Source organism: Streptomyces sp. NBC_00390, assembly GCF_036057275.1.
Lineage (GTDB): Bacteria > Actinomycetota > Actinomycetes > Streptomycetales > Streptomycetaceae > Streptomyces.
Genome location: NZ_CP107945.1, coordinates 2740707 through 2758726 on the forward strand (window position 1 = coordinate 2740707; position 18020 = coordinate 2758726).

The following is an 18020-nucleotide window of genomic DNA, read 5'->3' on the forward strand; positions in this document are numbered from 1 at the left end:
CCCCCTAACACCTCACCGGTCTCATTCGACAGGAACCCCATGAGCGACACTTCCTCCCCCTTCGGCTTCGAGCTCGTGCGGCGTGGTTACGACCGCGGTCAGGTGGATGACCGCATTACCAAGCTCGTCGCCGACCGTGATAGTGCACTGTCCCGAATCACTTCTCTGGAAAAGCGCATCGAGGAGCTCCACCTCGAGACGCAGAACGCCCAGGCCCAGGTCAGCGACGCGGAGCCGTCGTACGCCGGTCTCGGCGCGCGTGTCGAGAAGATCCTCCGCCTCGCCGAGGAGGAGGCGAAGGACCTGCGCGAGGAGGCCCGTCGCGCGGCCGAGCAGCACCGCGAGCTCGCCGAGTCCGCCGCCCAGCAGGTGCGCAACGACGCCGAGTCGTTCGCCACCGAGCGCAAGGCCAAGGCCGAGGACGAGGGCGTCCGGATCGTCGAGAAGGCCAAGGGCGACGCCCAGACGCTGCGTTCCGAGGCGCAGAAGGACGCGCAGTCCAAGCGCGAGGAGGCGGACGCGCTCTTCGAGGAGACCCGCGCCAAGGCCGCCCAGGCCGCCGCGGACTTCGAGACCAACCTGGCCAAGCGCCGCGAGCAGTCCGAGCGCGACCTGGCTTCGCGTCAGGCGAAGGCCGAGAAGCGCCTGGCGGAGATCGAGCACCGCGCCGAGCAGCTGCGCCTGGAGGCCGAGAAGCTGCGTACGGACGCCGAGCGCCGGGCCCGTCAGACGGTGGAGACCGCACAGCGCCAGGCCGAGGACATCGTGGCCGACGCGAACGCCAAGGCCGACCGCATCCGCAGCGAATCGGAGCGCGAGCTGGCGGCGCTCACCAACCGCCGCGACTCCATCAACGCTCAGCTGACCAACGTCCGCGAGATGCTGGCGACGCTGACCGGTGCGGCGGTCGCCGCGGCCGGTTCCCCCGCCGACGACGAGCCGATCTCCCGCGGCGTCCCGGCGCAGCAGACCCGCTGACGCCCCCTCGGGTCACGCTTCACCGAGTGCCCGGTGCCCTTGTGGCGCCGGGCACTCGCGCGTCGGCGGCCGGCCACCGAAAGTGTCCTGACCCGTTGGGCGAACCCGGTGGCGAATGCCGTACCCCGCCCGTAGCGTGAACACATGATCGAGCTCGAGGGTCTCACCAAACACTTCGGCAGCAAGGTGGCTGTCGACCATCTCTCCTTCACGGTCCGGCCGGGTGTGGTGACCGGCTTCCTCGGGCCGAACGGCGCGGGCAAGTCGACGACGATGCGGATGATGCTCGATCTGGACAACCCCACCAGCGGGACGGTCCGGATCGACGGCAAGCACTACCGGAACCTCGAGGAGCCGTTCAAGTACATCGGCGCGCTGCTGGACGCCAAGTCCATGCACGGCGGCCGCAGTGCGTACAACAATCTGCTCTGCCTCGCCCAGGCCAACCGCATCCCGGCGAGCCGGGTCGCCGAAGTCCTCGACGTGGTCGGCCTGAGTGCCGTGGCAAGGAAAAAGACCAAAGGATTCTCACTCGGCATGGGTCAGCGGCTGGGAATCGCCTCCGCCCTGCTCGGTGACCCGGAGATCCTGATGTTCGACGAACCGGTCAACGGACTGGATCCCGAAGGAATTCACTGGATCCGCAATCTGATGAAGACCCTCGCGGGCGAAGGCCGGACGATCTTCGTCTCGTCCCATCTGATGAGCGAAATGGCACTCACCGCCGATCACTTGATCGTCATCGGGCAGGGCCGGCTGATGGCGGACATGTCCATGGCCGATTTCATCCACCAGAACTCGCGCAGTTATGTACGGCTGCGCTCTCCGCAGCAGGAGCGGCTGCGCGATGTGCTGCACGCGGCCGGCCTGACCGCGGTGGAGTCGGGCAACGGCACGCTCGAGATCGACGGCGCCACGACCGAGCAGCTCGGCGAGCTGGCCGCGAAGCACCGCATCGTGCTGCACGAGCTCAGCGCCCAACGCGCCTCGCTGGAAGAGGCGTTCATGCAGATGACGGCGGGCGCGGTGGAGTACCACGCGCATTCCACGGGCACCGCACCGCAGTGGGCCCCGCGCGACGGCGAATTCAAGGGGGTCTGACCCATGGCATCCGTACCTGCCGTGTTCCGGTCGGAGTGGACCAAGATCCGGACGGTCTCCTCGACCGTCTGGACGCTGATCAGCGCGCTGGTCGTGACGGTCGCGATGAGCGCCGCGCTCTGCGCGCTGCTGGCCTCGACGTTCGACGATCTGTCGGAGGTCGAGCGGGCCACCTTCGACCCGACGTTCCTGAGCTTCTCCGGGATGATCCTCGGGCAGCTGGCGATGGTCGTCTTCGGCGTCCTGGTGGTCGGCACGGAGTACAGCTCCGGCATGATCCGTACGTCGCTCGCCGCCGTGCCCCAGCGGGCCACGTTCCTGTTCAGCAAGATCGCGGTGGCCGGGCTGCTGGCACTGGTCGTCGGCATGGTCACGAGCTTTCTGACCTTCTTCCTCGGCCAGGCCCTGCTCGGTGAACACCGCACGACCATCGGCGCGGAGAACGTACTGCGCGCCGTGATCGGCGGAGGCCTCTACATGGGGCTGATCGCGGTCTTCTCGATGGGCGTCGCGGCGATGCTGCGCAGCTCGATGCTGTCGCTCGGCATCCTGATGCCGTTCTTCTTCCTGGTCTCGCAGATCCTCTCGGCGGTTCCGGGCGCGAAGGACGTGGCCCGCTACTTCCCGGACCAGGCCGGATCGAAGATCATGCAGGTCGTCCCGGACGCGATGAACACCGAGGCGGCTCCGTACGGCCCCTGGGGCGGCCTCGGGATCATGCTGCTGTGGGTGGTTGCGGCGCTGATCGGCGGCGCTGTGGTGCTCAAGGAGCGCGACGCATAGCGGGTGCCCGGCCGGGCGGGGTGTCCCCGGCCGGGGGCCGGGCGCCGCCGTCGGGCGGGGGGCCGCCCTCGCCCGGCAGCAGTCCGTCGAACTCGGCCCAGCCACGCCAGGTCCACACGTCCTGGCCGAGATCGGGCTGCAGCGGCACGAAGCGGCCGGTCTCGAAGTCGTCCCCGTCCAGGTCGAACCAGCGCTCGTCGACGATCTCGGTGCCCATGCCGACCGTGCGCGCGGTCAGCCGGACCAGCAGCCTGACACCCTGCGAGCCGCTGAGGTCCTTGCCCTGGATGCGGGTGAACGGCAGCCGGGGCACGGGCGCGTCGACCGGGATCCACACGGTGAACGGCGCACCGCGCTCCACCGACGGCCAGTAGCGCTCGGTGGACTCCTCCCCCTTCTCGTCGAGGACCCTCAGCTTCATCTTGTAGATGACCAGGAGGCCCTCCTGCGACCTCTCCAGATAGCGCATCTGGGCCGTCACCCGAAGATCCGCCAAGGCGAGATTGTCGATGTGGTTGTAGAAACGCACACCGATCACCGCGTTCGTGCTGTCCCGGTGCCGGGCGGCGTAGTCGCGGAACTGGTGCACGGTGTACGCGGGGGCGACGGAGGCCCTCCTGCGCCAGACGAACGGGCGCAGGGCGAACATCTTGATCAGCACGATGCCGAGCAGTACCGCGGGCACCAGTGCACCGGTGATCGAGGCGACGGTGGCCAGCAGTGCATGGGCCACGCTGTCCGGCTCGGGGCTGAGACTGTCCGTGCCGATGCAGGCCCGCAGCGCCCCCAGCGCCAGATTGGCCAGCTCCTCCCCGTCCCGCAGCCGCTCCGCGATGCCCCGGTCGGAGTCCTCGCTCAGCGTCCACGCCACGGCGATGGCCGAGGCGAGGGCCGCGAGCGCGCTCAGCGTCATGAGGATCAGTGCGGGGACCGAACGCCCCGCCACCCACCAGCGAACCGACTTCCGACACCGGGGATGCGGCCTGCGCCGCACCGGCAATCCGGGAATCCAGTGCAACTCCCGCCTCCCCACCGCGAGTTCACTTTCGGAGATCTCTCCCCGGTCCGCGCCCCCGTCAACCGCATTGCCCGGGTGGGTCCCGTTTGCCCGCCACGGGTGGACCTGAGGTGTCACGGCCCCCGCACGCGCGTGATCCTCGAAGGGCACTGTCGATGACGGACCGCAGTCTCGAGGCCCTGGGGCTGGACGCCGTTCCGGCGGAAGACCCGCTGGCCTATCCGGGCCTGCCGGTGACCGAGCCCTCCCTGCTGACCGGCGACGAGCTGCTGCGGCTGGACGTACGGCCGCGGCGGCTCGGCGAGTGGTACGTGAAAGAGCGGCGGCAGCCGCTGGACGAGGTGCTCGCCCGCCTCGGCCGGGCCTCCGCCGGGCGCCGCCACCCGGTGCTGGCGGTCGGCTCCAACGCATCGCCCGCGCAGGTCGGCCACAAACTCACCCGCTGCGGCGTCCCGGCCGTCGTGCCGATGGTCCCGGTTCGGGTGCGCGGCGTCGGCGTCGGCTGCTCGGGCCACATCAGCACGGCCGGCTATGTGGCGGGGGCACCGTACGCGGCCCCCGGGGCACAAGCGGTCCTGGTCGTCTCGTGGCTGGACCCGGTCCAGCTCGCGGCCCTGGACGGCACGGAGTTCCACTACGCGCGAGTGCTGCTGCCCGGCGCGGCGTTCGCGATGACGATGCCGTCCGGCGAGCGGCTGAGCGGCGCCTATACATACGTCAGTGCGCACGGCGTCCTGCGCGGGCCGGACGGCACCCCGCGCTCCGGCGGCGTCGCCCAGAGGCAGCTCCTCGCAGCCCTGCTGGCCGGCTCCGCCCGGCTGCGCACACTGCTGGGGCCGGATCCGGCGGCGTGGGTGGAAAGGGCGCGGGCGGACCGGGCGGTGCGGGAGCGGGGGACGCAGATCTTCGGCGAGGAGGGATGGGTGCGGCGGCGGACCGGCCTTGCGGCGTACGCGGACACGGCGGCCGAGCCGCGGCGGTACGACGATCTGCCGCCGCTGGGCGGCGGCTCGCTTGGCATGTAGCGCTGGGGCCTTGGACCGGCCCGACGCTGTGGCCGGAGCGTTATACCTTGCGGGGAACCGTCAAACCCCGGATATCCTCCTAACTCTTACGGGGGCGATCGGCAGCAATGCCGCTGCCCCGACGACCCGAAAGCCGATGGGGCTGCAGAATGATCGAGGCAGTCGGCCTGACAAAGCGCTACGGCGCCAAGACAGCCGTGTACAACCTTTCCTTCCAGGTGCGGCCGGGGGCCGTCACCGGCTTCCTCGGGCCCAACGGCGCCGGCAAGTCCACCACCATGCGCATGATCCTCGGCCTCGACCGGCCGACCGAGGGGCAGGTGACCATCGGCGGCCGGCCCTTCCGGCAGCTGCCCAACGCGCCGCGCCAGGTCGGTGCGCTGCTGGACGCCAAGGCGGTGCACGGCGGACGCAGTGCGCGCAGTCATCTGCTGTCGCTGGCACAGCTGTCGGGCATCCCGGCGCGCCGCGTCGACGAGGTACTCGGGGTCGTCGGTCTGCAGGACGTGGCCAAGCGGCGCTCCAAGGGCTTCTCGCTCGGTATGGGGCAGCGGCTCGGCATCGCCGCCGCGCTCCTGGGTGATCCGCAGGTGCTGCTGTTCGACGAGCCGGTCAACGGCCTCGACCCCGAGGGCATCCTCTGGGTCCGCAATCTGATGAAGCAGCTGGCCTCCGAAGGCCGTACCGTCTTCGTCTCCTCGCATCTGATGAGCGAGATGGCGCTCACCGCCGACCACTTGATCGTGATCGGCCGCGGGCAGCTGATGGCGGACATGAGCGTCAAGGACTTCATCTCGCACAACTCCGCGGACTTCGCGCGGGTGCGTACGCCGCACACCGAGCCGCAGCAGCGCGAGAAGCTCTCGGCCGCGCTGACCGAGGCCGGCGGGCAGGTGCTGCCCGAGCAGGACGGCGCGCTGAGGGTGACCGGGCTGACCCTGCCGCGGATCAGCGATCTCGCGCACGAGGCGGATGTGCGGCTGTGGGAGCTGTCGCCGCACCAGGCCTCGCTGGAGGAGGCGTACATGCGCATGACGCAGGGCGCCGTCGACTACCGCTCGACCGCGGACCAGAAGTCGGGGCTGATGCAGCAGCCGCCGATGGGGTACCTGCCGCCGCAGCAGCAGATCCCCGAGGTGCCGCAACACGGCTTCTACGCCCCGCCGCCGCCTGCGCCGGGCCAGAACCCGTACGCGCCCGGCGCGCCGGTCACCGGTCCCCCTGTGGCCCCCGCCGCCCCGCCCGTCGCCCCGTCGGCCGCTGCCGCCGCCCCCGCCGACCTGAACAAGCCCGAGGACGCCCGATGACCACCCCCTACCAGCAGCAGGGCGCCCCCGTCGCCTCGTACGCCTCCCCCATCCCGGTGCGCAGCGCCCACCTCGGCGACGCCCTGGCCTCCGAGTGGACCAAGATCCGCTCGGTGCGCTCCACGATGTGGACCCTCGGCGTGATGATCGTGCTGATGCTCGGCATCGGTCTCGGGGTCGCGGCCATCGTCTCGTCGCAGGATGTCCGGGTGGAGGGCGAGTCGGCGCTCGGCCTCGGCTTCTTCGGCGTACTGCTCGGTTCGATCTGTGTGATGACGCTCGGCGTGCTCACCATCGCGTCCGAGTACGGCACCGGCATGATCCGTACGACTCTGACCGCCTGCCCCAGCCGGAGCCGGGTGCTGATCGCCAAGTCCCTCGTGTTCTTCCTGCTGGTCTTCACCCTCACGACCGTGATCGCCGCGCTCGTCGCCGCGATCCAGACGTCGATGGTGGACGCGGACGAGCCGACCGGGGGGCAGTGGCTGCAGTCCACCGTGGGGGTGGGGCTCTACGTCGCGACGCTCGGACTGCTGTCCCTCGCTGTCGGTGCGATGATCCGGCACTCGGCGGGCGCGATCACGATCATGATCGGCGTGATGCTGCTGCCGCTCGTGGCGGCCATGTTCATGTTCTCGGAGTCGCTCTCGGACGTGCAGGACTTCCTGCTGCGATACGCGATCCCGAGCCAGCTCATCGGCGTCTACGGACAGGCCGCCGACGGCTCCGGTTCCGGTCCGGTCGGCTGGGAGCCGGTGTGGATCATTCTCGGCGTGACCGCGGTCGCGATGGCCGGAGCGTTCGCGACGATCAACAGCCGCGACGTCTGACCCTCAGTACCTCGGCGCGTTACGGGACCGCTGCACCCTCGTGGTGCGGCGGTCCTTCGCGTTCCAGCACGCCTTGTGCCAGTGCCGGCGGTCGTCGACACCGGCATGCTCGGGCCAGGCCACCACATGCGGCACCCCCGAGGGGATCTCCTGGTCGCAGCCCGGGCATCGGTACCGCTTGCCGTCGGCGGCGGCGCCCGCGACATGGCGCACCGACCACTCCTCGCCCTGCCAGGACTCGGCTCTGCCGAAGCCTCCGTACCGCTCCCCCGGCTCGCCTGAGCGATCGGTCGGCTTCTCGCCGCCACGGGGGCGGTTGCGGCGCGGAGACACGTGACACCTCACGGGGCAAGTCCGGACAGTTCCCTTCCAGCGTAAGGGCCGAAGTCACGGGTACCCGCCCCCGCAGCATGAGACCGTGGCTCAAATCAGGCGCAGTTACCGGACAATCGCAACAACTTTGCGCCTACCCGTGCCTTTGGCACGTGTCAGGCGTTGTTGCCAGTGGGGGAGTGACGCGTCGGCCGCAAGGAGGCAGATGGCGATGCGCGTTGGAACTTTCGTACTGGCGGCTCAGTTTCCGGGCCAGGGGCAGGGGGAGGCGCTGCACCGCGCGGTGCGCTCCGCCGAGGTCGCGGAGGAGTCCGGGCTGGACTCCGTGTGGCTGGCCGAGCACCATTTCGTTCCGTACGGGGTGTGCCCGTCGGCGGTGACCCTTGCGGCCCTGCTGCTCGGGCGTACGCGGCGGATCCGGGTCGGCACGGCCGTGAGCGTCCTGCCGAGCGCCCATCCGGTGGCGCTGGGCGAGCAGGCCGCTCTGCTGCATCTCACCTCGGACGGACGGTTCTCGCTCGGGGTGGGCCGCGGTGGGCCCTGGGTCGACCTGGAGGTGTTCGGCGCCGGCCTCGCCGCGTACGAGACGGGCTTCCCCGAATCCCTCGATCTGCTGCTGCGCTGGCTGCGCGAGCCCCAAGTCGGTGCGCAGGGTGAGCGGTTCGGCTTCCGTCCGGTGCCGGTCGTGCCCCGGCCCGACGAGCTCATCGACGGCCCGCCCGGCGGGCCCGAGGTCATCGTCGCATGCACGTCGCCGAAGAGCGTGCGTCTCGCCGCGGAGCGCGGGCTGGCGATGCTGCTCGGGATGCACTGCGGCGACGAGGAGAAGGCGGACATGGTCGCTCTGTGGCGCACACACGCGCTGGCAGCCGGCCACGCGCCCGAGACGGTCGCTGCGGCCGGCCATGTGTCGGCCGGTCTGGTGCAGATCGGCGACCACAGCCGTGAGGCCACCGAAACCCTGGTGAAGGCGATGCCCGGCTGGCTCAGGCAGGGCCTGGAAGCCCATGTCACCGTCGACGGCCGGCACCGGGCGATGCGCGACCCGGTGGCGTACACCGAACTGCTCTGCACGCTGCATCCCGTGGGCCCGCCCCGGCGTGCGGCGGACCGGCTCGCGGCGACCGCCGAGCGCACCGGGATCACTCGTTTCGCACTGCTCGCCGAGGGCTCGGGCGACCTCGCCGCCACCGAGGAGAACGTACGGCGGCTGGGCACGGAGGTACTGCCCCTGCTCGGCTGAGGACACAGTGCGACCCGCAGGTCCGGGTCCGGGTCGTCCGGGAGGTGCTGCCGCTCCGACATCAGTTGCACCTCCCGCGATGGGGAGCGGCAGCAAAGACTTCAGCAGTCGCGCAGTTCGGGCGACTGATTGAGCAGCTGACCCCGTACGGAGGTGAAGCGGGCGAGCCGCTCGTCGACCGAAGAGTCCAGCGGGAACACCGCGACGCGGTGGCAGTTCTGGAATGCCAGACGCACCCCGAAGTGCCGTTGCAGCGCACCGCGAATCGCGTCACTCGCGAGCGCGCGCAGCAGCTGACCACGTGCCTGCTCGTCCGGCGGAGGCGTCTGGTTGTCGGCGAAGTCCCCGCCGTCCACCTTCAGCTGAGCCACCAGAGAACTGATCATCTCCCATGCGTAGGGCAGGGAGGTCCGGACGCAGTCGACGAAAGCGGCTTCGTCGACCTCGCCTCGCTCGGCCTGTTCCAACAGCGCCGGTGAGACGTCGAGCGACATGGGTTCTCCTCTCGCGGCCCCGCCGAACGGGGCCTTACGGGCAGGGAAGGAGGAAGCGGACGTGCACCGACATACCAACGGCACACGACAACGCAGAGTGCATGCGCCGCGACCTCCCGCTTCCACGGTAAGTGCGCTGTCCGGAGCGCACCAGGAGATTGGGAACACAACCGGCCAAATAACGAAGGGTGCTTCCAGGGCGAATCGCGCGCAACGCCGTGTGTCGAGTAGCGTTGCCGACCATGCGTCTCGTCATCGCCCGCTGCTCCGTGGACTACGCGGGCCGGCTCACCGCCCATCTGCCCTCCGCCCCCAGGTTGATCCTGGTCAAGGCCGACGGGAGCGTCTCGATCCATGCCGACGACCGAGCGTACAAACCACTGAACTGGATGTCACCGCCGTGCACGCTGAAGGAGGGCGACGACAGCGTGTGGACCGTGGTGAACAAAGCGGGCGAGAAACTGATCATTACGATGGAGGAAATCCTCCATGACTCGTCGCACGAACTCGGTGTCGACCCCGGCCTGATCAAAGACGGCGTGGAAGCGCACCTCCAGGAGCTTCTCGCCGACCGGATCGAGACACTCGGCGAGGGATACAGCCTGATCCGGCGCGAATACCCCACCGCCATCGGCCCTGTGGACATCCTCTGCCGGGACGCCGACGGCTCGACGATCGCGGTGGAGATCAAGCGGCGTGGCGAGATCGACGGCGTGGAGCAGCTCACCCGCTATCTGGAGCTGCTGAACCGCGACCCGCATCTGGCGCCGGTGAAGGGCGTGTTCGCGGCGCAGGAGATCAAGCCCCAGGCACGGGTACTGGCGACGGACCGCGGCATCGGCTGTGTGGTGCTCGACTACGAAGCGCTGCGGGGCATCGAGGACGACAAGCTGCGCCTCTTCTGAGATTCGTCAGCTGAGTGAACATTGACCGGCCCCGGGCGCGCGCAGCGGCTCCGGGGCCGCGGTGTTGCGTGAGGGGCACGGGTTGTTCCCGGGCCGCGCGGGCGGCGCGCATCGCGGCGACGGCGGACTGACGCGAGGACCGCCATGGAGTGCCGGGCGCACGGGCGGGGCACAGGACTCCCGTCCCCGGTGGCGGGTCGCCCGGGACCACGTGCCGCGCAGCGCGGCCGCGTAAGCACGGCCGACGACGGACGTACCGTCCGGCAGACCGTCCCTCAGGGGCCCGAACCGGCGGACCGCCACGCCCGATCCGGTACCGCACAGCACCCCCGTGACAGGCCGGTCCCGACAGGGCCACGCCCCGCAGCAGGCCGGCGGAACGCCCCGCACGGCCGGAACGGGCAGGGGCGGACCGGCGCCCCGGCCCGTTGCCCCGTCAGATCACCGGCGTGGTGTAACTCTCGGAGTCCGAGGTCGTGGAGGCGCTGCTCGTCACCGATTCGCTGCCGCCGGGCGAGGACGGCGTCGCGGTCGGAGTCGGCGTGGGGGTCGGAGTCGGGGTGGGGGTCGGCGTCGGCGTCCGTGTCGGGGTCCTCGTCGGAGTCGGCGACTTCGTCGGCTTCGAGGACGGCTTCGAGGACGACGGCCCGGTGCCCGGCGTCGACGCACTCGACGACGGCCCCTCCCCCGGCGCCGACGGGCCGCCCGTCGACGAACTCGGGCTCGGCGAGACCGAGTCCGAGGGCTTGGCGCTCTTGTCCTTGTCGTCCTTGTCCTTGTCCTCGTCGGCCGGCGCACCGTCTGCCGGATCCGAGGTGTCCCAGCCGTCCGCGCTGTCGTCCTCGTTCACGGACTGGCCGGTCCCGATGTCGTCGCTCGGTGTCTCCTCCTTGTCGGAGACCGTGCCGAGGGTGACCACCGTGCCCAGAACGGCGGCAAGCAGGGCGCCCGCGCCCGCCGCGACCATGTTGCGCCGGGCGCCGAAGAGCACGGCACGGCGGCCCGTGGGCCGGTCGTCGTCCGAGGGCGTCTCGCGCCGGGTCACGACCGTCTGCGGCTCGTTCGCGGGCAGAGCCCGCAGCGGCGATGTCCTGGCAACCGACTCCAGGGCGGCGAGGGCCCGGGCGGCCGGGACACCGCGCGGCGGAGAGACGGGCTCCGCCGGCCGTTCGGCGGCCGGCTGCTCGTCGCCCGGGGTGCCGCCGACCGGCGACGTGCCCTCCGCACGGTCCGCGACAAGGGCCAGCGCGCGCCGTCCCGCGACCGTGCCGTTCTTGTCGGCCAGCGCGCCGCGCATGCCGATGGATGCCTCCAGTTCGGCCCTGGCCCGGTCCAGACTTCCGGTGCACAGCGCCAGAACGCCCAACTCGTGGTGGAAGTACGCCTCTTCGGCGACCTCACCGGATATTCGGGCGGCTTCGGAGCCGGCCCGCAGCGCACGCTCCCATGCTCCCCAGTGCTGTCCCGCGGCGAACGCGGGCGCGGCGCTGCGTGCGAGCAGGACGGCCGTGCTGGGGTGTCCGGGCTCGCGGCCCGGCACCAGCGTGCCGAGAGCGGCCATGATCGCGTCCGCCTCGGCGACGGCACGCTCCGGAGTCACCGAGGGATGCCCCGCCCACCAGGCATAGTGCTGGGCCGCGGTGTGGGCGGTGGCGGCCGCGTCCTCCGCGTAGCCCTTCTCGGTGAGCTGAGCGAGGACTCCCGCGGCCAGCCGGTAGCGGGAGCCGACCGGAGTGAGCAGTCCGCAGCTCATCAGTTCGCCGAGTGCGGCGTCGGCGTGGGTGTCGCCCACCAGCGCCGGCAGATGCGCCTGGTGCGGGACCTCACCGCCGAGGGCGACGGCGAACCGCAGCGTCTGGCGGGCGGATTCGCTGAGCCGGGAGGCGAGCAGCGAGGAGGGCGCGGCGCCCTCCCCCAGCGACGGCAGCGGAACGTCCTTGCCCTGGGCCGCGGCGAAGGGCGCGAACTCCTCGAACGCCTCCGGGTCGGCGCGCAGGCTGTCGCACTGCCGGAGCAGCGCACCGGCCTGCACGAAGCGCAGCGGCAGTCCTTCGGACTCGAACCAGAGGTCACCGGCCCAGTTCTGCTCGTCCTCGCTGAGCGGCCGGTCGACCGTGCGCTCCAGCAGGTCCAGGGCCGCGGCCCGGCCCAGACCGCTGAGCACGACCTCTTCGAGGTGCGGGTCAGAGGCGGGCGGGGGGACGTCGGGGGTTGCCGCGACGAGGAAGGCGCACTCGGGAGCGGCGTCCAGCAGCTCGCCGAGCGTGGCCTCGCCGAACTCGAGATCGTCGAGGAGGACGATCGCGCCGATGTCACGGACGTAACCGGCGAACGCCTCGGGTTCCGGCCGGTGCCGGGGCGCGGCGTACACGGTGGCGAACAGCTCCTGGAGCAGTTCGGCGGGGGTGCGGTGGAAGCCGCTGAGCCGAACGACGCCGTCGGGCGCGAGGCCCCCGCAGCGCTCGGCGACGGCATCGAGCAGGGCGCTGCGGCCGGAGCCGGCGGGACCGGTCAGCCGCACGGAGCGGCCGCGGCCCAGCAGGCGTACGAGCCGCTCGCGCTCCTCCTCCCGCTCCAGCAGCGGGAGCCGCGGCGAGGCGGGTCCCGGCGGTACGGGCGGCTGCGCGGCACGCTGGAACTCGGCGCGCTCGGCGGCGGTGCGCCGGGCGGGCGGTCCGGGCTGCTCCCCCGGCGGGCAGGGTTCGATCTCGCTGCCGTCGACCGGGTTGACGGTGAGCAGGAAGTCGCCCGCGACGAGCCGGACCGTACGGACGGGTGCCGGCAGGGACGGTGCGCGGTCCGGCGTGATGGCATCACGCGGCGGACGAGCCGGTCCCGCGCCGTCGCCGAAGCTGTCGTTGTCCATGGTCAAAGCCCCCAGATGCGGTTAGCTCTAGCCTTGCTCCGCCAGGACCGGGAAATCCTGGTGCCGGAGCCGCGTGCGAATGCCCTCCCGGCCTGTCTGCACGCCCGCTGACGCTTCGGGTCCGGTGCCTGCCTCACGGGTCCGTCGAAAGGGCAGGCGATCGAACCCTAGACGTTCGCACGGCATCGCGAAACCGCCGGGGTCTCCCCCGCCCGGGACGTGACCGTCTCGTGAGGATTCCCTGCTCGTAGCGGTCAGACCCGGGGGAGCGATTCGGCCGCGATACCGCCTTCGATGGCGAGGATGCGATGCAGCCGGGTGGCCACCAGCAGGCGCTGCATCTGCGGCGGTACGCCGCGCAGCACCAGTCGGCGGCCGCACCGGCCGGCCCGCCGGTGCGCGCCCATGATGACCCCGAGCCCGGTGGCGTCCCACGAGTCGAGATGTGTCAGGTCGAGCACCAGGTCGCCGACTCCGTCGTCGACGGCCGAGTGCAGCACCGTACGGGCGTCCGCCGCGCTGCGGACGTCGAGGCGGCCCCCGACGACCAGCTCGGTGTGGTCGCCCCTGATGTGCATATGCGCTCCCCGAGAGTGCTCTGTGACGTCACGTCTTTCTTTGCAACCACTGACTGCCGCAAGGCCGAGGCGGTTGCTGCTTGTAAGCGAACCGATACCGAAATCACCCCGGAGGGTGATGGTGGATCAGTGCTTGTAGAAGCCCTGCCCGCTCTTGCGGCCGATGTCACCCGCATCCACCATCCGGCGCATCAGCTCCGGCGGGGCGAACTTCTCGTCCTGGGACTCGGTGTAGATGTTGCTGGTGGCGTTCACCAGGATGTCCACACCGGTCAGGTCGGCGGTGGCGAGGGGCCCCATGGCGTGGCCGAAGCCCAGCTTGCAGGCGATGTCGATGTCCTCGGCGGTGGCCACGCCCGATTCGTACAGCTTCGCGGCCTCGACGACGAGCGCCGAGATGAGGCGGGTGGTGACAAAACCGGCGATGTCGCGGTTCACGACGATGCAGGTCTTGCCGACCGACTCGGCGAACTCACGTGCGGTGGCGAGGGTTTCGTCGCTGGTCTTGTAGCCGCGCACCAGCTCGCACAGCTGCATCATCGGCACCGGCGAGAAGAAATGGGTGCCGACGACGCGCTCCGGACGCTCCGTCACCGCCGCGATCTTGGTGATCGGGATGGCGGAGGTGTTGGAGGCGAGCACGGCGTCGTCCCGGACGATCTTGTCGAGAGCCCGGAAGATCTCGTGCTTGACCTCGAGCTTCTCGAAGACGGCCTCGACGACGATGTCCGCGTCGGCGACGGCGTCCAGGTCGGTCGAGGTGGTGATACGCGCCAACGCCGCGTCGGCGTCGGCCTCTTCGAGCCTGCCCTTGGCCACGAACCGGTCGTAGGAAGCCTTGATGCCGTCCAGGCCGCGGGTCAGGGCCGCGTCGGTGACATCCCGCAGAACGACGTCCCAGCCCGCCTGGGCGGAGACCTGCGCGATACCGGACCCCATGAGTCCGGCCCCGATGACGGCGAGCTTCCTGGCCACTGCGGCACTCCTTAACAACTGTTTACATGTGGGCTCTCTGCCGGAGGTTAGCGCCCGTGAGGGGCTGTCGGGTGGGGAAGAGATGCGCGTCACGTCTCGTATTGCGGACATCACACTGACGAGGGTGCGCCCGGTGGCTCCGAGCGGCGTGCGGCGGCGCCCGGGGTGACGGTGGGCACACGTCCCTGCCCCCCGCGCCGTGCGTAACTAGGCTGGCCTCATGGTCAATCTGACGCGCATCTACACACGTACCGGCGACAAGGGCACCACCGCCCTCGGCGACATGAGCCGCACCGCCAAGACCGATCTGCGGATCTCCGCGTACGCCGACGCCAACGAGGCCAATGCCGTCCTCGGCACGGCCATCGCACTGGGCAATCTGGGCGAGGATGTCGTGAAGGTCCTCGTCCGGGTGCAGAACGACCTGTTCGACGTCGGCGCGGATCTGTCGACGCCGGTGGTCGAGGACCCCAAGTACCCGCCGCTGCGGGTGGAGCAGTCGTACATCGACAAGCTGGAGGCCGACTGCGACCGCTTCCTGGAGGAGCTGGAGAAGCTGCGCTCCTTCATCCTTCCGGGTGGCACTGCGGGCGCGGCGCTGCTCCACCAGGCCTGCACGGTGGTCCGGCGGGCGGAGCGTTCGACGTGGGCGGCGCTGGAGGTGCACGGCGAGACGATGAACGCGCTGACGGCGACGTATCTCAACCGGCTCTCCGACCTGCTGTTCATTCTGGCGAGGACGGCGAACAAGGAGATCGGCGACGTCCTGTGGGTACCGGGCGGGGACCGCTAGGAACGGTCCACCCGGACCGGCTCGCGCTCCCCGGCGCGGTCCGTGTCCGTGCCCTGCGCCGGGGCCTTCCTCGGCCAGAGCGCATAGCTGAGCGCGATCAGACCGTGAATGCCGACCGCGCGCCACGAGGCGTACATCCAGTCCCGCAGTGAACCGGTGCGGCTCGCGTCACCCACGTACCAGACGGCCAGCTGCAGCAGCACCGTGGCGACGGCCCCCGCGATCAGCGTGCCGAGCCAGATCCTGCCCTCGTGGCGCGCCCTGGCCATGCCGTACTTCGGCGGTCCCACCGGGCGCGGGGCACCGCCGAAGCGGTGGGCGGCGTGGCCGTCCAGCCACTTGATCGTGCGGTGGCCGTGGCCGACGGTGAAGCCGATGTAGAGCGCGGCCAGACCGTGCTTCCAGCTGGGTTCGGCGCCGTTCTTGAGGTCGATCGCGGTGACCACCAGCAGCACGACCTCGAGCAGCGGCTCCATCAGCAGCACGGCCGCGCCCAGCCTGCGCATCTTCGCCAGGTACCGCAACGCGAGCCCGAGGGCCAGCAGCACCCAGAATCCGACCTCGCAGACAACGATCAGCGTGACGATCACGGCAGTCTCCCTTCCTTCCCGTCCAGACTCCCGGCGCCGGAGGCACGAATCGTCGTCGCCAGTGACGAAGTGGCACTGCATCCTTCGATGTAGTGGGGCATCCGTCCGTGCGATGAGGCAGGCCGGGGCCCGGTCCGTGTTTGATGGAGGGGTGACCTTCCCCCGCCCGCACCGCGACGATGTCTTCCTCGCGGTCGCCGGTCTGCTCATCGGCCTGCTGCTGTGGTCCCTCGGGCTGCACAGCCGGGGCGCCCCCGCCCTGTTGCCCGCGTGGACGGCGCTGGTGCCGCTGACGGTGATGGCCGCACTGGAGCTGGTGCGCAGGATCATGCCCCGTACCGTGCTGAACATCGGTACGGTCGCGGTCGTCGCGGACCAGTTCACCCCGGGCAACATCGCGACGGTCGTCATGTTCGCGGACCTCGTGTATGCGGCCGTGCTGTACGGAACCCCCGCCACCGCCCGCCGTGTCCCGGTGACGACCGGCCTGATCAGCATCGGGGTGACCATCGGCTTCCTGGCCTGGCTCCGGGATCCGGTGGCGCTGCTCATCGGCGTGGTGACGGCGCTGGTGTCGTTCTTCCCTGCGGTCACCGGTGTGATCGTGCGCAATCACCGCGACGCCGCGGACTCGGCCCGGCTGCGTGCCGAGCAGACAGCGCTGCTCGCGGAGATGGACCGGGCCCAGGCCGTGGTGGCCGAGCGTGCCCGGATGGCCCGTGAGCTGCACGACATGGTGGCCAACCATCTGTCGGCCATCGCGATCCACTCCACGGCCGCGCTGTCGCTCGACGATGCGGCGACCACCCGGCAGGCGCTGGGGGTGATCCGGGAGAACAGCGTCGAGGGGCTGGCGGAGATGCGCCGGCTGATCGGGCTGCTGCGGGACAGCAGCGGCGACGCCGAGCCGGCCGCGGCTCCCACGCTGGACGGTCTCGAGGCGCTGGTGGAGCAGGCGAGGAGCAACGGCGGGTCGAGCGGGCTGACCTTCGCACTCGACGACCGCAGGGACAGAGGAGAGCGGCTGCCCGCTCCGGTCGAGCTCGCGGCGTACCGGATCGTCCAGGAGTCGCTGACCAATGCGATCAAGCATGCGGCAGCGGGTGAGGTGCAGATCAGCGTGTCCGGTGCGACGGGTGAGCCGCTGGTCGTGACGGTGACCAGTCCGTTCGGGCAACGGCAGGGACCGCGCGCCCCCGGCTCCGGAGCCGGTCTGGTCGGTATGCAGGAGCGGGTGGCCCTTCTGGACGGGACGTTCGAGGCCGGTCCGGCCGCCGGTCCGCCCGGGGGGCCGCAGAAAGTCTGGTGTGTACGGGCGGAGCTGCCCCCGCTGAACGACAAGGAGCCCTCGGCATGACGTCCCCCGCAGTTCCGCCGCACGAGCCCGGCAGGGACGGCCCGCACACCATCAGCGTGCTGGTGGCCGAGGACCAGAGCGCCGTGCGCGCGGGTCTGGTCCTGATCCTGCGCAGCGCTGCGGACATCGAGGTGGTCGGCGAAGCCGCGGACGGCGAGGAGGCGGTACGGCTGGCCCGTGAGCTGCGCCCCGATCTGGTGCTGATGGATGTGCAGATGCCGAAGCTGGACGGGGTCTCGGCGACCCGGCAGGTGACGGCCGAGCGGCTGGCGGACGTGCTCGTACTGACGACGTTCGATCTCGACGAGTACGTCTTCGGGGCGCTGCGGGCCGGGGCCTCCGGCTTTCTGCTGAAGAACACCGAAGCGAAGGATCTGCTCGATGCGGTGCGCACGGTGGCGCGCGGCGAAGGGCTGATCGCGCCCGCCGTGACGCGCAGGCTGATCGCGGAGTTCGCCTCGGCCGCACCGGTACGGCCGGCGGACGCGCCGGACCCGGCCGTTCTCGATGCGCTGACGCGACGGGAGCGCGAGGTGCTCTCGTGTCTCGGCGCGGGGCTGTCGAACGCCGAGATCGCCGGCCGGCTGTCGATGGCGGAGACCACGGTGAAGACGCACGTCAGCCGTCTGCTGGGGAAGCTGGAGCTGCGCAGCCGGGTCCAAGCAGCCGTGCTGGCCCAGGAGTTGGGGGTCTGAGGAACAGGCGCGGATCCACGTTCGACTTTGGTCTGGACCTATTGACGATTGGTCCAGACCTTCCTACGCTCGCCGCACGGCACACTGCGGTGAGCCCCGCCGAGTGCCTGCACGGACCAACCCCCTTACTGTCCGTACGCATCTCGAGG

18 protein-coding genes are annotated in these 18020 nt (G+C 70.7%); 11 read left to right on the top strand and 7 right to left on the bottom strand.

Translation table 11 applies throughout. The features are described 5' to 3' along the window. Positions 1 to 39 precede the first annotated feature (39 nt). The 3 genes from OHS70_RS11305 to OHS70_RS11315 all read left to right on the top strand — a co-directional run bounded on the left by OHS70_RS11305 (position 40) and on the right by OHS70_RS11315 (position 2862). Positions 40 to 978, top strand: a complete 939-nt coding sequence (locus tag OHS70_RS11305; protein WP_328396311.1) for a cellulose-binding protein — start codon at positions 40 to 42, stop codon at positions 976 to 978. A gap of 144 nt (positions 979 to 1122) precedes the next feature. Then, positions 1123 to 2079, top strand: coding sequence for an ABC transporter ATP-binding protein (locus OHS70_RS11310; protein ID WP_328396313.1), 957 nt, complete (start codon positions 1123 to 1125; stop codon positions 2077 to 2079). 3 nt (positions 2080 to 2082) lie between these two features. Beyond that, positions 2083 to 2862 carry an ABC transporter permease gene (locus OHS70_RS11315; protein WP_328396314.1) on the top strand — a complete coding sequence of 260 codons (780 nt, stop codon included), beginning with the start codon at positions 2083 to 2085 and terminating at the stop codon, positions 2860 to 2862. On the opposite strand, the gene OHS70_RS11320 is transcribed toward OHS70_RS11315, so the two are convergent. Next, a complete protein-coding gene (locus tag OHS70_RS11320) occupies positions 2843 to 3775 on the bottom strand; it encodes a hypothetical protein (RefSeq protein WP_328396316.1) in 933 nt (310 codons plus the stop codon). The two genes, OHS70_RS11315 and OHS70_RS11320, sit on opposite strands and share 20 nt — an antisense overlap. Before the next feature lie 260 nt (positions 3776 to 4035). Between OHS70_RS11320 and OHS70_RS11325 the strand changes: the two genes are divergently transcribed. The 3 genes from OHS70_RS11325 (at position 4036) to OHS70_RS11335 (ending at position 7042) form a co-directional block, all read left to right on the top strand. Further along, positions 4036 to 4905 carry a hypothetical protein gene (locus OHS70_RS11325; protein WP_328396318.1) on the top strand — a complete coding sequence of 290 codons (870 nt, stop codon included), beginning with the start codon at positions 4036 to 4038 and terminating at the stop codon, positions 4903 to 4905. A 149-nt stretch (positions 4906 to 5054) separates the two neighbouring features. Further along, a complete protein-coding gene (locus tag OHS70_RS11330; protein WP_328396320.1) occupies positions 5055 to 6212 on the top strand; it encodes an ABC transporter ATP-binding protein in 1158 nt (385 codons plus the stop codon). Continuing rightward, positions 6209 to 7042 carry an ABC transporter permease gene (locus OHS70_RS11335; RefSeq protein ID WP_328396322.1) on the top strand — a complete coding sequence of 278 codons (834 nt, stop codon included), beginning with the start codon at positions 6209 to 6211 and terminating at the stop codon, positions 7040 to 7042. The genes OHS70_RS11330 and OHS70_RS11335 overlap by 4 nt, the downstream gene beginning before the upstream one ends. A 3-nt stretch (positions 7043 to 7045) precedes the next feature. On the opposite strand, the gene OHS70_RS11340 is transcribed toward OHS70_RS11335, so the two are convergent. Continuing rightward, positions 7046 to 7375 (bottom strand): ATP/GTP-binding protein, encoded by a 330-nt coding sequence (locus OHS70_RS11340; protein WP_328396324.1) that lies wholly within the window; start codon positions 7373 to 7375, stop codon positions 7046 to 7048. 211 nt (positions 7376 to 7586) lie between these two features. Here OHS70_RS11340 and OHS70_RS11345 point away from each other — a divergent pair, with 211 nt between their 5' ends. Beyond that, on the top strand, positions 7587 to 8618 hold the full coding sequence (locus OHS70_RS11345) for an LLM class flavin-dependent oxidoreductase (RefSeq protein WP_328396326.1): 1032 nt from the start codon (positions 7587 to 7589) through the stop codon (positions 8616 to 8618). 101 nt (positions 8619 to 8719) lie between these two features. Here the strand turns inward: OHS70_RS11345 and OHS70_RS11350 are convergent, their stop codons facing one another. Beyond that, positions 8720 to 9112 (bottom strand): SCO5389 family protein, encoded by a 393-nt coding sequence (locus OHS70_RS11350; RefSeq protein ID WP_177147611.1) that lies wholly within the window; start codon positions 9110 to 9112, stop codon positions 8720 to 8722. 242 nt (positions 9113 to 9354) lie between these two features. Here OHS70_RS11350 and nucS point away from each other — a divergent pair, with 242 nt between their 5' ends. Next, positions 9355 to 10017: an endonuclease NucS gene (gene nucS, locus OHS70_RS11355; RefSeq protein ID WP_328396331.1), complete on the top strand. Its 663-nt coding sequence runs from the start codon at positions 9355 to 9357 to the stop codon at positions 10015 to 10017. 436 nt (positions 10018 to 10453) lie between these two features. On the opposite strand, the gene OHS70_RS11360 is transcribed toward nucS, so the two are convergent. From OHS70_RS11360 to OHS70_RS11370, 3 genes are all read right to left on the bottom strand, one after another. Next, the gene (locus OHS70_RS11360) at positions 10454 to 12883 is read right to left on the bottom strand and encodes an ATP-binding protein (RefSeq protein WP_328396333.1); all 2430 of its coding nucleotides are present in this window, start codon (positions 12881 to 12883) and stop codon (positions 10454 to 10456) included. A gap of 254 nt (positions 12884 to 13137) precedes the next feature. Continuing rightward, positions 13138 to 13461 (bottom strand): STAS domain-containing protein, encoded by a 324-nt coding sequence (locus tag OHS70_RS11365; RefSeq protein ID WP_328396335.1) that lies wholly within the window; start codon positions 13459 to 13461, stop codon positions 13138 to 13140. A gap of 126 nt (positions 13462 to 13587) precedes the next feature. Beyond that, on the bottom strand, positions 13588 to 14436 hold the full coding sequence (locus tag OHS70_RS11370) for a 3-hydroxyacyl-CoA dehydrogenase family protein (RefSeq protein WP_328396337.1): 849 nt from the start codon (positions 14434 to 14436) through the stop codon (positions 13588 to 13590). A gap of 220 nt (positions 14437 to 14656) precedes the next feature. Here OHS70_RS11370 and OHS70_RS11375 point away from each other — a divergent pair, with 220 nt between their 5' ends. After that, on the top strand, positions 14657 to 15229 hold the full coding sequence (locus tag OHS70_RS11375) for a cob(I)yrinic acid a,c-diamide adenosyltransferase (protein ID WP_328396339.1): 573 nt from the start codon (positions 14657 to 14659) through the stop codon (positions 15227 to 15229). Here OHS70_RS11375 and OHS70_RS11380 read toward each other — a convergent pair. Continuing rightward, positions 15226 to 15819 (bottom strand): hypothetical protein, encoded by a 594-nt coding sequence (locus tag OHS70_RS11380; RefSeq protein ID WP_328396341.1) that lies wholly within the window; start codon positions 15817 to 15819, stop codon positions 15226 to 15228. The two genes, OHS70_RS11375 and OHS70_RS11380, sit on opposite strands and share 4 nt — an antisense overlap. A gap of 151 nt (positions 15820 to 15970) precedes the next feature. Between OHS70_RS11380 and OHS70_RS11385 the strand changes: the two genes are divergently transcribed. After that, entirely contained in the window at positions 15971 to 17176 is a 1206-nt protein-coding gene (locus OHS70_RS11385) for a sensor histidine kinase (RefSeq protein WP_328396343.1), read from the top strand. Next, positions 17173 to 17871, top strand: coding sequence for a response regulator transcription factor (locus OHS70_RS11390; protein WP_328396345.1), 699 nt, complete (start codon positions 17173 to 17175; stop codon positions 17869 to 17871). Before OHS70_RS11385 ends, OHS70_RS11390 begins: the two co-directional genes overlap by 4 nt. Positions 17872 to 18020: the final 149 nt, after the last annotated feature.

Bases quoted from the DNA above. Each gene is read 5' to 3' on its own strand.
- OHS70_RS11305 (WP_328396311.1), top strand. From the start codon at position 40: ATGAGCGACACTTCCTCCCCCTTCGGCTTCGAGCTCGTGCGGCGTGGT.
- OHS70_RS11310 (WP_328396313.1), top strand. From the start codon at position 1,123: ATGATCGAGCTCGAGGGTCTCACCAAACACTTCGGCAGCAAGGTGGCT.
- OHS70_RS11315 (WP_328396314.1), top strand. From the start codon at position 2,083: ATGGCATCCGTACCTGCCGTGTTCCGGTCGGAGTGGACCAAGATCCGG.
- OHS70_RS11320 (WP_328396316.1), bottom strand. From the start codon at position 3,775: ATGACGCTGAGCGCGCTCGCGGCCCTCGCCTCGGCCATCGCCGTGGCG.
- OHS70_RS11325 (WP_328396318.1), top strand. From the start codon at position 4,036: ATGACGGACCGCAGTCTCGAGGCCCTGGGGCTGGACGCCGTTCCGGCG.
- OHS70_RS11330 (WP_328396320.1), top strand. From the start codon at position 5,055: ATGATCGAGGCAGTCGGCCTGACAAAGCGCTACGGCGCCAAGACAGCC.
- OHS70_RS11335 (WP_328396322.1), top strand. From the start codon at position 6,209: ATGACCACCCCCTACCAGCAGCAGGGCGCCCCCGTCGCCTCGTACGCC.
- OHS70_RS11345 (WP_328396326.1), top strand. From the start codon at position 7,587: ATGCGCGTTGGAACTTTCGTACTGGCGGCTCAGTTTCCGGGCCAGGGG.
- OHS70_RS11350 (WP_177147611.1), bottom strand. From the start codon at position 9,112: ATGTCGCTCGACGTCTCACCGGCGCTGTTGGAACAGGCCGAGCGAGGC.
- nucS (WP_328396331.1), top strand. From the start codon at position 9,355: ATGCGTCTCGTCATCGCCCGCTGCTCCGTGGACTACGCGGGCCGGCTC.
- OHS70_RS11360 (WP_328396333.1), bottom strand. From the start codon at position 12,883: ATGGACAACGACAGCTTCGGCGACGGCGCGGGACCGGCTCGTCCGCCG.
- OHS70_RS11365 (WP_328396335.1), bottom strand. From the start codon at position 13,461: ATGCACATCAGGGGCGACCACACCGAGCTGGTCGTCGGGGGCCGCCTC.
- OHS70_RS11375 (WP_328396339.1), top strand. From the start codon at position 14,657: ATGGTCAATCTGACGCGCATCTACACACGTACCGGCGACAAGGGCACC.
- OHS70_RS11390 (WP_328396345.1), top strand. From the start codon at position 17,173: ATGACGTCCCCCGCAGTTCCGCCGCACGAGCCCGGCAGGGACGGCCCG.